Source organism: Paenibacillus sp. LjRoot153 (assembly GCF_964253085.1).
Taxonomy (GTDB): Bacteria; Bacillota; Bacilli; order Paenibacillales; family NBRC-103111; genus Paenibacillus_E.
In genome coordinates this window covers 4,805,735-4,819,894 of record NZ_CAXUQH020000001.1, presented here as the reverse complement: position 1 = coordinate 4,819,894, position 14,160 = coordinate 4,805,735, and the positions used below count along the sequence as shown (strand labels likewise).

Here is a 14,160-nt window from a genome sequence, read left to right as displayed (position 1 = left end):
GGAATCGATAAATGGATACAGGAAGCCACTTATTGTTTGGGGTTAGCCTCGCAGGTTTAGCTTGTTTAGATACGGTGGTTACGCAGCAACCCGCATTAAGTCATGCGATTCTCGCTGGAACGTTGATTGGATCCCATGCGCCGGATTTAGACACATTTGCCCGATTACGGGGGTATGCGAGTTATGTTCGAATACATCGAGGTGTGACGCATTCATTACCTGCTCTATTGATCTGGCCACTGTTAATAAGTTTGCCGCTCGCGGCTGTATTCGGCATTTGGGAGCATTATTTTCATCTATTCCTATGGACGTTCCTTGCTATTGTATGCCATGTGGGGCTGGATGCTTTGAATGTCTATGGTGTACAATGCTTACGGCCATTTACGAAAAAATGGGTGCACCTAGATACGCTATGTCTGTATGATCCATTTTTGTTCACGCTTCATGCTGGCGGTGTAATCCTATGGTTTGCGGTATGGGGAGGCGTGGCAGGTAGTCATATTGGGGAGATGTTTGCCCTCATTTTTACAGCATCGCTTTTGTATGTGTGGTTCCAAATATCACAGCGTAATAAGCTCATAAAGCTTGTGCGAAGTGAAATAAAGATTCCTACAGGTGTATGTCATCTTGTACCGAGTTTAAGCTGGTTTTATTGGCAGTTTGTCTTTGAAAGTGATACTAGCTTTTATTTGGGTGAGCTTCGACATGGTCAAGTGATCATCCTTGAGCAGTATAGTAAGAAAGATTACAATCAACAGCAATCACATCCAATCGTGAAAGCATCTATGGGGACAGATGGTGTTCGTGCATTTTTGCAATTTGCTCAGCACATTTATGTTTGTTGGAAAGAGAAGAATGGTGGATATGAAGTACAGTGGCGCGATATGCGATTCTGGCACAAACGCAAACTGAGCTTCGGTGTCGATGTACATCTTGATCGGGATATGAATGTCGTGAGTGATCGGATTGGAATGGACAAAAAAGCTTGGGACCCGCCTTTTGTATGATTTTGTTAATTCTCACACTGTAGTACCAAGGGTTGCATTTGGTGGATGAATCTTACATTGACCAAAGAAATCACAGTATGTTTAAATAAAAATATACATCCATTTTGCGCCCTTAATAATGTACTGACATCTGTAACAGGGGCTAAAGAGTCAGGTGCGTATTAAGCAACTGGCCTTTTTTCATGCCAGAAAAAGGGTTTTGAAATCGATGGGGGTGAATGGAGTTATGGCTCCTCGTAAAAGAATCGGAGATCTACTGGTCGAATCTGGACTGATCTCGGAAGAACAGTTGAAAAATGCCCTCAGAGAGCAAAAAGAGTTGAATATGAGGCTCGGTGATGTGCTGATCACCCGCAACTACATAACAGAACAGCAGCTAATTGAAGTTCTTGAGTTCCAATTGGGTATTCCGCATATCCAGCTTTACCGTCAAAAAATCGAAACGAAAATTATTAATATTATCCCACAGCGGCTTGCTGAGCAACATCAGGTTTTACCAATTCGGACTGAAGGCAATAAACTCATTTTGGCGATGGCTGACCCGTTGGACTATTTTGCAATTGACGAGCTTCGCATGACGACTGGATTCCGCATTGAGCCTACGATAGCTTCGAAAGATGAACTCCAACGGGCCATAAAGCGCTATTATGGGCTGCAGGAATCTGTTGAGCAGATCATGCAGAACTTGAATATGCGTGAAGCGGAAGAAGCGAAGCCAATAGTGGAAGATGAGGATTCTCCAGTCGTTAAGACGGTTAATCAAATCATTATTCAGGCGATCCAAATTGGCGCGAGTGACATTCACATCGATCCGCAGGAAGATAGCTTGCGTATTCGATATCGCGTGGATGGGGTCATGCGCACAGAGAGGACACTACCTCCTCACATGCAGAGTGTCATTATTGCTAGGATTAAAATCATGGCAAACATGAACGTCGCAGAAAGAAGATTACCGCAAGATGGTCGTGTTGAAATGGATATTGAATTCCGTAAAGTAGATATCCGAATCTCCTCTCTTCCAACGATTCACGGAGAGAAGGTCGTCATGCGAATTCTCGATCTAGGGAGCACGCTCACTGAAATCGAGAAATTAGGACTCTCTGAGCACAACCTCATGTTATTTCAAAAAGGAATAAACAATGCTCATGGTGTCGTACTTATCACAGGACCGACTGGTAGCGGTAAAACAACAACCTTATATTCCGCATTATCCAGATTGAATAACGAGGAAGTTAACATTATCACCGTTGAGGATCCTGTAGAATATCAACTCCAAGGTATTAATCAAGTACAAGTTAATTCTGTAACCGGACTGACATTCGCGAAAGGTCTGCGAACTATTCTGCGTCAAGATCCCAACATCGTTATGGTTGGAGAAATTAGGGATGTAGAGACAGCTGAGATTGCCATTCGCGCAGCCATGACAGGACATCTTGTTCTCAGTACACTGCATACAAACAGCGCAGCGAATTCGATTACTCGTTTAATCGATATGGGAGTTGAGCCTTTCCTGATTTCATCCGCGGTTAACTGCATTATTGCACAGCGACTTGTACGTAAAATTTGTCCTGGCTGTTCAACTTCTTATGTCCCTTCTCAAGAAGAGAAGATGCTGCTGGAAGGTCAAGGGTATACAGCTGAGATACTGCGTAGAGGCAGTGGGTGCGGAGAATGCGGGCGAAGCGGATACAAGGGGCGACTTGCGATTCATGAAATTTTGCCAATTGATGATACACTTCGGACTATGATTTTGCAAAAACGTTCAGATAACGATTATCGGAATTACGCAACAGAACACGGATTGATACCGATGATTAAAGATGGCATTAGCAAAGTGATCGCTGGTCAAACGACATTAGCGGAAGTATTCCGTGTTACGGGCAATGACTGAATATTTTTTTTATGAAAAAAATGTCGAATTATATCTAATACTTTTCTAACAGTTCCACAGTACGATGTATTTACGAGGAATTATGCCCATTTCCGACAGATTGGAGGGATTCTAGTGGCCATGATAGAGTTGATGAAGCTTGCTCATGACCGTAAAGCTTCTGACATACACATTTCAGTCAATTCGCCGGCTATGTTTCGTATTCATGGCGTACTTAAGCCAGTGAATGATCAAATTCTGAGCCCTTTAGCAACGTTAGAGATGGCGAAAGAATTAATGACAAACGAACAATATGAACTCTTTTTAGAAAAAGGGGATTTAGACTTATCTTATGGTATTGCAGATGTTTCCAGATACAGAGTCAATATCTATAAACAAAAAGGCAATGTTAGTCTGACGATTCGTCTTATTCCTAATAAAGTACCGGCCATGGAAGTGCTAGGTTTACCAGCGATCGCGCAAGATTTTGCCAAAAAGCCACAAGGTCTCGTGCTCGTTACTGGACCTACCGGAAGCGGAAAATCAACTACTCTAGCTGCGATATTAGATTTTATCAATCGTACAAGAACTGATCACATCATCACGCTGGAAGATCCAATTGAGTTTGTGCACCCGCATAAATCTTGTATTGTCAATCAGAGGGAGATCGGCGTTGATACCAATTCGTTTTCTACAGGACTTCGTGCAGCACTTAGGCAGGATCCAGACGTTATTCTGGTGGGTGAAATGCGCGATCTGGAAACGATTAGTATTGCAATTACCGCAGCTGAAACAGGGCATTTGGTTTTCGGAACTTTACATACGGCTGATGCACCTCAAACCATTGACAGGATCATTGATGTTTTTCCTTCGGAAGCACAGCAACAAGTACGCGTGCAACTCGCATCCGTTATGCTGGGCGTTATGGCACAAAGACTTTTACCAACGGCAGACGGCAGCGGTCGCGTAGCCGCGATCGAAGTGTTGGTAAATACGCCAGCGGTAGCGAACCTTATTCGTTCGGAGAAGGTACACCAGATCCGTTCTGTCATGCAAACTGGCAAATCCCAAGGCATGCAGACTATGGAAATGGCGCTTCGCGAGCTGCTTCAGCAGCGAATAATCACTGTGGATACGGCGAAAGATGCGCTCTTTGGTTTCGCAGAGCTGCAATAAGTGTGCTGCAAGCAAGGAGGTGAACTCGAGTGCCTAAGTTCAGGTATCAAGCAGTTGATAATCATGGTCATTACTATAAAGGGGTACTCGAAGCTCCTTCGTTTCAGTCAGCAACAGATGAGTTGAAGGGCAAGGGCCTTTGGATTCTCGATTGCTTTGACCAGGGGAAGAGCATCTTGTATCGAGAAATTACTTTCGGTGGTCCTAAGGTCAAAATGGAGCACTTTACCGTATTTTGCCGACAACTTTCTACATTGTATAAATCCGGTGTCAATATGGTAGAGTCCGTACGGATCTTAAGCGAGCAAACAGAGAGTAAGGTATTTAAAAAGATTCTGAAAGAAGTTGCCGAGGACATGCAGCGGGGTACGCAGCTTTCAGTGGCATCTGCGCAGTTTCCAACTGTATTTTCCACAGTTTTCGTCAACATGATCCGAGCTGGAGAGGCAAGCGGGAATTTAGACGACATGCTGGATCGCTTAGCCGTGTTTTACGAGAAAGAGTATTACACCAAAGAAAAAGTGAAATCTGCAATGATCTATCCGATCATTATGGGTGTAGTTACGATTGCGGTAGTCACTCTTATGATGACATTCGTAATTCCCAAATATGTAGAAAATTTCAAAGCAATGGGATTGGAGCTGCCGCTGCCAACGAGGGTCGTCATCAAGATGAGCGATCTTCTGAAATCTTACTGGTTCTTTATGCCAATCTTCGTGATCGCGCCAAGCCTTATTATTCAAGCAATGAAGCGTACGAAAAAAGGAAACTATTACTGGGATTATTTTAGGCTCAAGATACCCGTTTTTGGCAAATTAGCGCATAAGCAATCCATTGCACGCTTCAGTCGAACCTTCAGTTCTTTGTATGCAGCTGCGATTCCCATGCTTCAAGCAATGACTATTGTTTCAAATGTAGTTGGCAATGAAGTCATCGGAAAGCTGATTTTGGAATCACGGGAAGGCCTTAGAAGTGGTAGGTCGCTTGCCGATCCGTTCAAAGATTCGTGGTTATTTCCGCCAATGGTTGTTCAAATGCTAGCGATTGGTGAGAAGACAGGTGCTTTGGATAGTATGCTGGAAAAGGTAGCTGATTTCTACGAGGCTGATGTGGATACGATGGCTGATCGTTTGAAATCGCTATTAGAACCACTAATGATATTACTACTCTCAGGAATCGTTGGAGGCATCGTATTAGCAGTTATGCTTCCGACTTTTAAACTGATGGGCGGTATTCATTAAATATATGATTATTTTATCAATCGAAGGAGAGGGTACTATGTTTAAAAAAATGATGAATACTAAGCTTAGACTACTTAAAAATCAAAAAGGGTTAACGCTTGTTGAGTTGTTGGCTGTTATTGTTATTTTGGGGGTTGTTGCTGCGATTGCTGTACCGGCTATTGGGGGAATTATTAATAATTCAAAAGTAAATGCAGACGCACAATCGGTAGAATTGTTAAAAGATACTGCTATTCGTTATTTGACAGATACTAATCCATCTGGAACAAGTGCTGGAACTTCTGTGACAATTGGGACACTTGTAACAGCTAATTATTTAAAAGTAGCTCCTGTTAAACAATCAGGCACCAATGCAGGGACAGCGTATGCAACAGTTACAGTAGCTTACACAGCAGCAACAGGCTGGACTGCAACAGCAGCAGATTAACATACTATATTAAGTAAATAACTTTGTGTTATTTTATGACTCCTCAATAAAGGTAACTCTCACGAGTTACCTTTATTGAATCCTTCAATCTTTCCCGAATGGAGCTACTATGGACACATTATCTCTCCTCTACGCAATTACGGCTGCACTATTCGGACTCGTTTTTGGAAGTTTTTTCAATGTTGTTGGCATTAGGATTGTGAAAAAGGAATCCATCGCCTACCCGCCTTCGCATTGCGTTCAATGTAGTCATGAACTTAAAGCTTTAGACCTGATTCCTGTGCTTAGCTATATAGGATTACGCGGAGCTTGCAGGTATTGCCGAGCAAAGATTTCACCGATCTATCCCATAGGTGAATTCGTAACTGCTATTGCCTTTGCTGTCACTACATGGCAAATCGGACCTTCATTAGAACTGATAGTCGGGCTACTATTTGTTTCTATCTTAATGATTTGTTCTGTTGCTGATATAAGATACAGGATCATCCCTGATACGGTTGTTTTCTCAGGAATGATAGCTGTTTTACTTCTTCGCATATGGATTCATCCACTACCTTTTTGGAACTACATCACTGCGTTTTTCGTTGGCGGGGGATTACTTTATCTGATCGCACTTGCATCCATCTTCTTCCTGAAAAAAGAAGGCATGGGTGGCGGCGATATCAAATTATTTGCTTTTATTGGTCTTGTAGCTGGGATCAAATTAACTTTATTTACACTTTTTGCTGCAAGTTTATTAGGTACGATGTATGGACTTGTACAAATACGCGTGAAATCGTCGCGAGAAGATCAAGGTATCCCATTTGGTCCTTTCATTGCTGCTGGAGCCTTCTTTAGTTACTTTTGGGGAGAGCCCGTGATTAACTGGTACTTAAGCTTCATTCATTTCAATTAAGAGAACTTAACGTTGCAAACATCTCAGAAATTCAACAAAGGAGTGAGACTGGACATGCTTACATCATCATTCGTTTTTTTAAAAGCGCTGAAACCAGGACAAACTTCCTTGGGAATTGAAATTTCTGATTCAACCATAAAAATGAGCAAATTGTTGCTGAGAAATAAGACTGAACCGTTGATACAGATGAATTTAACTGAAGAGCTTCCACCTCAGGTGATAGAAGAAGGCCGAATCAAAGAACCGCTTCGCTTGATACAAACCTTGCAAACCATGATGGAGCGATTAGATTCGAAACCAAGACATATCCATCTGGTGTTCCCTAGCCAACTTGTGATGGTAAGGTTTTTAAAGCTGCCGGATATCCCGGAGAAGGATTTGGCCAAGCTTGTCGATTTTGAGATTAAACACAACATACATTTACCTTTCGAGAATCCTCTTTATGATTTTGTGAAAATGAATGGGACTGCACATAAAAAAAGAAAAAAAATAAAAAAAGAATCTGAAGCTCCCACAGGGAAGGATTCTTTCTTGGAGGCTGCTGCTGGAAAAGAGGAGCTAGGCAGAGGTAAAGGGCTGTTTGATGATTTCCAGGAGGAAGAGTCAAAAGTAGGTATAACCAATCAATGTGATGTTATGCTGGTTGCTGCCCCAAAAGAAATAATGGATCAATATCTTGAAGTTTTGGATTCCGCAGGGATTAAGCTAACTAGTATTGAGATTAAAGCACTTTCATTATTTCGTTTGCTGCAAAGCACATCGTTGACCAAGTTAAAGGACACCTTCTTGATTGTTGATTTGAACGAGACTGCTGGCGATCTTAGTATTTTTCATGGTGCGGATCTCAAGATTACTCGTAGTATTCCGCTCAACTTCGCAGCAAAGTCGCAGGGAGTTTTAGATGTGAAAACAAGTACAGATCATCTCTTCTCTGAGTTTTTGGACGGCGATGCTGATTTCCGAAATCATTGTAATGATTTGGCACATGAGCTTGAGAGGTTGATGAACTTTTATCGTTATACGTTAAATAATCGGAATCAAGAATTTGCAGGTGTTGTCATCTCTGGTGATTTGAAAAGAATGTCTGAAATCGTATCGTTCTTGACAGAGCGGCTGCCGATCCCGGTACAGTTGTTTCAACCTACCAGCTCTTTTGGACAAAGTTCGGCTCTCAAAGATGATTTTTCAATGTATGCTGTTACGTTGGGTTTAGCTCTAAGGGGGGCTGAATCATGAGAAATATTAACTTGCTGCCAAAGGAACCCAGATCTAAACGAATATTTGTACCCCTACTAGTGTCATCAGTTTTATTTTTTCTAATCCTGACATCAGCATTACTTTATGCGGGTCACTACTTTAAAAACAATATGCAAAACGTTGAGAATCAAATCGCTTTAACGAATGCTTCCATTCAAGCTTCAACACAGCAACGCCAATTGGATGAACAATCAATTAATTATCAAAACTTACAAGCCGAAATTGATAAGCTAAAAAAGAAACGAATCGATTGGATTCCTGTTTTAGACACTATCTCCACTAAGCTCCCGGCCACTGGACGAATATTGTCTGCAGAAATACCTAAAGTGGAGAAAAAGGTAGCGAATCTAGATACAAATTCTACCACAACTCAAACTGCTCCAGTAATCGTTAATTTAAAGCTTGAGTTCGGAGCTTTATCAACTGTAGCTGATTATATCCTACTTCTGCAAAACTCCTCACTGTTTGAGTCCGTTTCGGTCTTGTCGGCCGTTAAAACGGAAAAATCATTTGTTTCAGCTGCGGTTAGTTCACCAAGTCCTAATATAACGAATACACAATCAACTTCGGTAAATACAGATGAAAATATAAAAAAAATGTTTGAAGACACACTTTCCGAAGGCGGTAATGAAGGAGACAAGCTCCTAAACGAACTCAAATGGACGATCAATCAGCAAATCGCGAAACAGAAGTATGGGTTAAAACTGCCAGACAAAAAATTTAATGATGGAACGAATTTGCAAGATGACCAGGATGAAACTTCAGCCTTAACTGATGCGGATTTTGAGGATGCTCGTAAAACACTTGATGAGATGAAAGTGAAGTCTGAAAAATCCACAGAAACTGCAGCCAAGGCACCGTCTACTGTAAATCCAACTACATCTGCGCAAAAATTTAACGTATATGAAGTAGTTATAGAAATCACACTGAATAATTCTGTTAAGAGCAAGTAGGGGGGCTTATGAATAAAGAACAATGGAATCAACTCATAGGTCGATTGAGATCCCCGGCAACCATTTTGTTTCTCGTAATACTTGTAGGATGCTTGTTCAATGGATATATCGTAGTGAGAGATGTGCTTCCACCTTCGAAAGAGCATATAACACTTCAAATGCAATTAAGTAAGTTGGAGCTTGAAAAAAAGCGAATTCTGCAGCGACCTATTCCTAAAAAAGTGGAAGAGAATGAAATTCAACAAGCGCTGTATCAAGTTCCTACAAAAGAGGAGCTTCCTCGTTTACTACTAGGTATCAGAGAGCTAGAGCAGCAAGCCGGTTTAACGATTCTTTCGATCAAATTCGGTGATCAAGAGCAATCGGACAGCTCGGCAGGTAGTTTAATAAACGTGAATGGGCAAGCGAACATCACTTCAGGTTATACGACAAATTCGAATGGCACTCAACAAGCGGCACCTTCAGCAAGTCCAACAGAGGGTGCTAATCAGCAGAATAAGACGCAAACTGTCATCATGGAAGAATCCTTTACTATACAAGCTTCGGGTACCTATCCACAAATCATTGACTTTATGAATAAGGTTCAACATAGCGAGCGCTTTATTGCGATTCGAAAATGGAACTGGCAAACATCCGCAGTAAAAAGCAGCAATACTACTCAAACAGACATTGCGAATGGAATTCCATTAGAGAGCAGCACAACACCAGATAAGTCAGTAGAGCAAGAGTCGAAGCTACAAGTTACTTTGGAATGCTCTTTTTATTATGCGCCATCTTTTACAGGGAAATTGAAGGAGCTGCCCCCTTTACCGGTAAATGAACCAACTCAGCGAACGAATCCGGTTCAATCGGATGAAGAGTTTTTCAAACAGCTGCAGCAATTACAACCATCTAAGGCATCCAATTAATGTTAGAAGGGGATAACTGAATGAATAGGAAGTACAAACGGATTCTTTCAATTGGCATTATTGGCTTATTCACGATGAGTGGCTCGGCATGGGCGGAAGATCAATTTCGAAACGTTGAGGTGTTCTTCCAAAGAATTCATATAGCGATTAATGGCCAGCAAAATACCCTCACTAAAGACTCCATCTTGTATGACGGATCGGTTTACGTACCATTACGTAGTTTATCCGAAATGTTAGGTGCGCAGGTTGGGTGGGATGGAGAGACCGGGACCGTATCTCTTGATTTTATTAATGATAATAAGAATGCGCTCTTTACAGCTTCGCAAAAAAAAATGTATCAATATGTGGTTATTCGAAATAATCAAATCACCAAAGATTTAATTCCTATGTTTAAAAACACAGAATTTGACGATCTGAAAAGCATCGTTGATCGCTATGCGGAGATAAGCAAAATCGCAAAAGACATAGATGATATAACGATGTCCCAAACCATCGACAAAATGAAAGCTGCTATCATATTATTGCAAAGCGGTTGGGAGAAAAAGAACACGGATGACTATATGCTGGCTTGGACGATATACAGTAAAAATGCAGAGCTTTTGAACAAGGATTTAACAACGAAACTATCCGAGTCATATCACTATGAACTCATTGAAAAATCTACTAATAATTGAAGTTGAGTGAAGAGAGAAGGGATGCCATTGATAAGAAATGAAAAAGGACTTACATTACTGGAAGTACTGGCTGCGACAGTTATTTTAAGTCTTGTTGTCTTAATGTTTCTTAATATTTCATCCTTTTCTATGATGTCAAATAAAAATGATGATTTGCGCGTGAATGCCTTACAACTAGCGGAGCAGAAGTTAAACGAATATAGGAGCACTTACACAGCTGCTGTACCTGTTTTACAAAATTGGGCAGATCTTAATCCCGCGTTAGTTCCAACGTCTCCATATGGTATATATGTTCAACAATCCGGTCTACAAAACCCCCCGTTCTCACCAGCTGTGTTTACGAACCGGAAATTAGTTTCACTTCAAGGTATCGTCTTATTTCGAGATATCAGTACAACTCCTGCCAAGCTAGTTCCACGAATTTTGACGGTAACGGTTTATTGGGGGGCGACGAATTGAAGAATGAACGCGGTCTAACCTTAATTGAGGTGTTAGCGACTCTGACCATAAGCACTGTGTTGTTGGGGGTAGTCCTTCTTTTGCTCTCTTCGACAAGCCTACAATCCAAAACGAGCGGAGAGAAATACAATGTTGATGCTGAGATTCGTAAAACGATGGATACGATTGCGAAAGAAATCAGTGATTCAAATCAAGCTTATGCGGCGACGAATGACTTTCGATATGTGACTTATGCTTCAGGCTCTAGACAAGTAAAATCACTGTACTATGATGCTGCTGCAAAAACTTTAAAGATGTATGTATTTAAGTCAGCGAACATTCAAGATAATGTAACTTTAGCTACTCCTGGCATTTATGAGTATCAACGAGATCTATCCTCACATGTTACAGGGGTGCAGTATTTGCCTATTGTAGGAACTTCACCACTGTCTGGAAATTTGAGTGGCGGATCAGCATTCAGGATTGTTTTGACTTTTACATTCCAACGTTCAAAGTTGTTCGGAGGATTTGAAGATTACCAAGTGAAAAGAGAAACAGGATTTAAACTGCTTCAATATTAATCCAAAAAGCTGGTTCATGGGTCGTTTGGTCCGTGAATCAGCTTTTTTGTATGAAAAGAAAGCCCAAAATGCATGGTTGATCTTAGCATTTGGGCTTATTTCATTTTCTAATGGGATTCCAATCGGGTGGAGGTATTGCAGTTGGTAATGCAGACGATGTTGGCGTCGGTGTCGCGGATGAACTTGCCGTTGGCGTCGGTGTAGCAGACGAAGTGCCGCTTAATTGTAAGGAAGTTACAGGCGGATTGGATGTTCCGGTTATAATTGTGCTACTGTTTTTAAAGTCAATTTGCCCAGCAACTGCAATTACGCCCCCTGTTGAAACATCAATTTTAGTCCCAGAGGTAAAATCTCCTGCAACAAATATATCGCCAGAAGCAATGGTTAACTCAGCATTATTTTTTAGGTAAATATTTCCGGAAGAGAGATTGCCATTTGAAATATTCAAGTTGGATTGGGTTTCTATTTGCAAGGTAGTATCGATTGTCATTTGTTTAGCCGAGACGGTAGCTCCATTTGTAAGTGTCATACTTCCAGCGTAGATGGAATTTGCAATATTAAATGTAGTTTGCGTGCCAGTAACAATGCTCCTTTCTATCCAAAAGTTTCCGTAGGTGCCGCCATTGCCGTTATTAATTGTTATATCAAGTTGATTACTCCCTGTAATATTTCCAGTAGTAGTTGGATTGGCTACAGTTTGGTTTGCAATTAGATTTCCATATACGACTATATTTGCATTATTTAATGAATAATTATCTGCAATCAGAATGACAGGCTTTGTACTCGAACCAAGAGTTTCATTACTAGAGATACTCAATGTACCAGGCACGTAGATGACAACAGGATTGGTTGTGCTTGCATTAATGTTCGATTTTACTTGACTTATGCTGCACGAAGTACTACATGTGATTAATCCAGGTGTTTTTGTTACATTTAAATAGTCGTCAATGGCAGATGATACGCTAGACTTGATACTGGTCATATAGTTGGTAATTGCCGGCAACAGTGTTGTGTTTTTTCCGGCGTTTACATTGGAGCTATTTCCATACAAGACACCAACTCCCGCCGGGATAGGTACGGTCTGACCGGGTTCAATGTGGGTCGATGTATTCGGAGTAGGGCTTGGTGATGGACTTGCTGATGGCGAAGGGCTCGGTGTTGTTACTACGATCGCGTTAAACGCAGATATTTGAAATTTGATTAATTTGCTATGCGCGTTGTTGACGGTAGCTTTGAAAAAAACATTATATACGTTATCAGCAGTAACAGGTCCATTGATTCTTGCATTGGTGGACGCCACTTCTACATATTGCTCGTAAGTCGTTACAATGCCCTCTGGAGTTGTAATGTTCCGTGCGATCCATCCCAATCCTTGCGTTCCTGACCCGCCGCCGTACATATTAAAGTAGGTTCTTCGGTCCATTCCGTTTCCATATGTATCGTAATTATTCAGATAGGTAATAAATGCTTCCATGCCACTAACGGCTAGATCAGTAGCCTTTTTCTCAAATTCAGTTTGGCTATTGGCAAGTTGATTCGTTGAAGAAGAGGCAAGAATAACAGGTGTTACAATCATAAGGACAAGGAGAATTAGAAGCACATAGGTAAGCACATTTCCTCTTTCACTTCGAAGTGGAATGAGAATTTTCATGATGAACTCTCCTTTCTTATGGATGGCATATCTCCTATTATATCGAATAAAAAAAGGTTGGTATAGCACTAAAGCACTATACCAACCCTATTCACTATGACAAGTTTTTACCAAATTCACCTGCGAATATGGTTTCGTTTATCGGGAGTCTGCCGGATGGCACTTCGCGTTCTTGCAGTTTTTCAGGAAGGGCATCCGCAGGGCCGCGGTAGCCGATGGCAATAACAGCGTGAAGTTCATAATCAGCAGGAATATGCAGCGCTTCACGTGCTTGTTCACGTTCGAAACCGCCCATCGCGTGCGTGATTAGACCTTGATTATTCGCTTCAAGCGCTAGATATCCCCACGCAGTACCTGCATCGAATGCATGGCTTGGATTGTCTGTTCCTCGTGGACTTTTGGTGTGTGAGATAACGAGTGTAAGAACAGGAGCTTTCTCACACCATACAAGATTAGAGGGATTTATAAACGTATAGAACTTAGCCAATTGGTCAGGTGTACGGGCAACGATGAAACGCCAAGGCTGATTATTGCTTCCCGATGGTGCCCAACGTGCAGCTTCAAATATGCTTAACAGTACTTCTTCCGATACTTCTTGATTCGAGAAGGAACGAGGGGACCAACGCTCAAGAAACTGCGGATTAATTTCATGATCAGGTTGGCGATGAGCTTCAATTTCATTAGGTAATAATGTTGACATTATGTATTCCTCCTTATTGTGTATCTCATCCTAATTTTACCTGATTATAAGCTTATTTACGAATTTCCTTTGATTTTTGTTGAATTGTATGGGTTTGGCGCAAATTGGCAAAGCTAATTGTTATGAAAATGATGGACTAAGAAGGGTGCGAGGAGCCGTGAATTTCACGAGTCATGATGTCATTATCATTGAAAGAGCTTTAAGAACTGCCATGAAACATGATCGAGAAGAGCACCGTTCTAGAGACTATCAAGAAGTTTTGTTCAAAATGCAAGAGAGTGCCAACCAAGCGCTGTCCGTCACAGCTCAGATCACAAGTGATGACCACCATGGCCTACGATACGATTATGATGATTCAGCTGATTTGATGTAGACATACGAA

At 41.4% G+C, this 14,160-nt stretch carries 15 protein-coding genes; 13 read left to right on the top strand and 2 right to left on the bottom strand.

The annotated features are described in order from the left end of the window. The first annotated feature begins 11 nt into the window (after positions 1 to 11). From ACSQ8P_RS20890 to ACSQ8P_RS20835, 12 genes are all read left to right on the top strand, one after another. Entirely contained in the window at positions 12 to 1,007 is a 996-nt protein-coding gene (locus ACSQ8P_RS20890) for a metal-dependent hydrolase (protein WP_436236943.1), read from the top strand. A gap of 226 nt (positions 1,008 to 1,233) precedes the next feature. Further along, positions 1,234 to 2,898, top strand: a complete 1,665-nt coding sequence (locus ACSQ8P_RS20885) for a GspE/PulE family protein (protein WP_436236942.1) — start codon at positions 1,234 to 1,236, stop codon at positions 2,896 to 2,898. 120 nt (positions 2,899 to 3,018) lie between these two features. Continuing rightward, positions 3,019 to 4,053, top strand: coding sequence for a type IV pilus twitching motility protein PilT (locus ACSQ8P_RS20880; protein WP_436239571.1), 1,035 nt, complete (start codon positions 3,019 to 3,021; stop codon positions 4,051 to 4,053). 29 nt (positions 4,054 to 4,082) lie between these two features. Then, complete coding sequence (locus tag ACSQ8P_RS20875) at positions 4,083 to 5,294, top strand: type II secretion system F family protein (protein ID WP_436236941.1); 1,212 nt, start codon at positions 4,083 to 4,085, stop codon at positions 5,292 to 5,294. A 37-nt stretch (positions 5,295 to 5,331) separates the two neighbouring features. After that, complete coding sequence (locus tag ACSQ8P_RS20870; RefSeq protein ID WP_436236940.1) at positions 5,332 to 5,721, top strand: type II secretion system protein; 390 nt, start codon at positions 5,332 to 5,334, stop codon at positions 5,719 to 5,721. 109 nt (positions 5,722 to 5,830) lie between these two features. Beyond that, the gene (locus tag ACSQ8P_RS20865) at positions 5,831 to 6,616 is read left to right on the top strand and encodes a prepilin peptidase (protein WP_436236939.1); all 786 of its coding nucleotides are present in this window, start codon (positions 5,831 to 5,833) and stop codon (positions 6,614 to 6,616) included. Between the two features lie 54 nt (positions 6,617 to 6,670). After that, positions 6,671 to 7,852: a type IV pilus biogenesis protein PilM gene (pilM, locus tag ACSQ8P_RS20860; RefSeq protein WP_436236938.1), complete on the top strand. Its 1,182-nt coding sequence runs from the start codon at positions 6,671 to 6,673 to the stop codon at positions 7,850 to 7,852. Continuing rightward, on the top strand, positions 7,849 to 8,826 hold the full coding sequence (locus tag ACSQ8P_RS20855) for a PilN domain-containing protein (RefSeq protein ID WP_436236937.1): 978 nt from the start codon (positions 7,849 to 7,851) through the stop codon (positions 8,824 to 8,826). Before pilM ends, ACSQ8P_RS20855 begins: the two co-directional genes overlap by 4 nt. 8 nt (positions 8,827 to 8,834) lie before the next feature. After that, the gene (locus tag ACSQ8P_RS20850) at positions 8,835 to 9,734 is read left to right on the top strand and encodes a hypothetical protein (protein ID WP_436236936.1); all 900 of its coding nucleotides are present in this window, start codon (positions 8,835 to 8,837) and stop codon (positions 9,732 to 9,734) included. Between the two features lie 20 nt (positions 9,735 to 9,754). Continuing rightward, on the top strand, positions 9,755 to 10,408 hold the full coding sequence (locus tag ACSQ8P_RS20845; RefSeq protein WP_436236935.1) for a stalk domain-containing protein: 654 nt from the start codon (positions 9,755 to 9,757) through the stop codon (positions 10,406 to 10,408). A 21-nt stretch (positions 10,409 to 10,429) separates the two neighbouring features. Further along, entirely contained in the window at positions 10,430 to 10,867 is a 438-nt protein-coding gene (locus ACSQ8P_RS20840) for a type IV pilus modification PilV family protein (protein WP_436236934.1), read from the top strand. Next, positions 10,864 to 11,427, top strand: a complete 564-nt coding sequence (locus ACSQ8P_RS20835; RefSeq protein ID WP_436236933.1) for a prepilin-type N-terminal cleavage/methylation domain-containing protein — start codon at positions 10,864 to 10,866, stop codon at positions 11,425 to 11,427. Before ACSQ8P_RS20840 ends, ACSQ8P_RS20835 begins: the two co-directional genes overlap by 4 nt. A gap of 100 nt (positions 11,428 to 11,527) precedes the next feature. On the opposite strand, the gene ACSQ8P_RS20830 is transcribed toward ACSQ8P_RS20835, so the two are convergent. Both ACSQ8P_RS20830 and ACSQ8P_RS20825 read right to left on the bottom strand, forming a co-directional pair. Next, positions 11,528 to 13,078 (bottom strand): hypothetical protein, encoded by a 1,551-nt coding sequence (locus tag ACSQ8P_RS20830; RefSeq protein ID WP_436236932.1) that lies wholly within the window; start codon positions 13,076 to 13,078, stop codon positions 11,528 to 11,530. Between the two features lie 94 nt (positions 13,079 to 13,172). After that, positions 13,173 to 13,778: a nitroreductase family protein gene (locus tag ACSQ8P_RS20825; protein ID WP_436236931.1), complete on the bottom strand. Its 606-nt coding sequence runs from the start codon at positions 13,776 to 13,778 to the stop codon at positions 13,173 to 13,175. 157 nt (positions 13,779 to 13,935) lie between these two features. Between ACSQ8P_RS20825 and ACSQ8P_RS20820 the strand changes: the two genes are divergently transcribed. Next, positions 13,936 to 14,151: a hypothetical protein gene (locus tag ACSQ8P_RS20820; protein WP_436236930.1), complete on the top strand. Its 216-nt coding sequence runs from the start codon at positions 13,936 to 13,938 to the stop codon at positions 14,149 to 14,151. Positions 14,152 to 14,160 lie beyond the last annotated feature (9 nt).

What these genes read in the sequence shown, in the direction of transcription:
- ACSQ8P_RS20850 (WP_436236936.1), top strand. Translation starts at nt 8,835, where the DNA reads ATGAATAAAGAACAATGGAATCAACTCATAGGTCGATTGAGATCCCCG.
- ACSQ8P_RS20865 (WP_436236939.1), top strand. Translation starts at nt 5,831, where the DNA reads ATGGACACATTATCTCTCCTCTACGCAATTACGGCTGCACTATTCGGA.
- ACSQ8P_RS20880 (WP_436239571.1), top strand. Translation starts at nt 3,019, where the DNA reads ATGATAGAGTTGATGAAGCTTGCTCATGACCGTAAAGCTTCTGACATA.
- ACSQ8P_RS20870 (WP_436236940.1), top strand. Translation starts at nt 5,332, where the DNA reads ATGTTTAAAAAAATGATGAATACTAAGCTTAGACTACTTAAAAATCAA.
- ACSQ8P_RS20890 (WP_436236943.1), top strand. Translation starts at nt 12, where the DNA reads ATGGATACAGGAAGCCACTTATTGTTTGGGGTTAGCCTCGCAGGTTTA.
- ACSQ8P_RS20845 (WP_436236935.1), top strand. Translation starts at nt 9,755, where the DNA reads ATGAATAGGAAGTACAAACGGATTCTTTCAATTGGCATTATTGGCTTA.
- ACSQ8P_RS20840 (WP_436236934.1), top strand. Translation starts at nt 10,430, where the DNA reads ATGCCATTGATAAGAAATGAAAAAGGACTTACATTACTGGAAGTACTG.
- ACSQ8P_RS20885 (WP_436236942.1), top strand. Translation starts at nt 1,234, where the DNA reads ATGGCTCCTCGTAAAAGAATCGGAGATCTACTGGTCGAATCTGGACTG.
- pilM (WP_436236938.1), top strand. Translation starts at nt 6,671, where the DNA reads ATGCTTACATCATCATTCGTTTTTTTAAAAGCGCTGAAACCAGGACAA.
- ACSQ8P_RS20855 (WP_436236937.1), top strand. Translation starts at nt 7,849, where the DNA reads ATGAGAAATATTAACTTGCTGCCAAAGGAACCCAGATCTAAACGAATA.
- ACSQ8P_RS20825 (WP_436236931.1), bottom strand. Translation starts at nt 13,778, where the DNA reads ATGTCAACATTATTACCTAATGAAATTGAAGCTCATCGCCAACCTGAT.
- ACSQ8P_RS20830 (WP_436236932.1), bottom strand. Translation starts at nt 13,078, where the DNA reads ATGAAAATTCTCATTCCACTTCGAAGTGAAAGAGGAAATGTGCTTACC.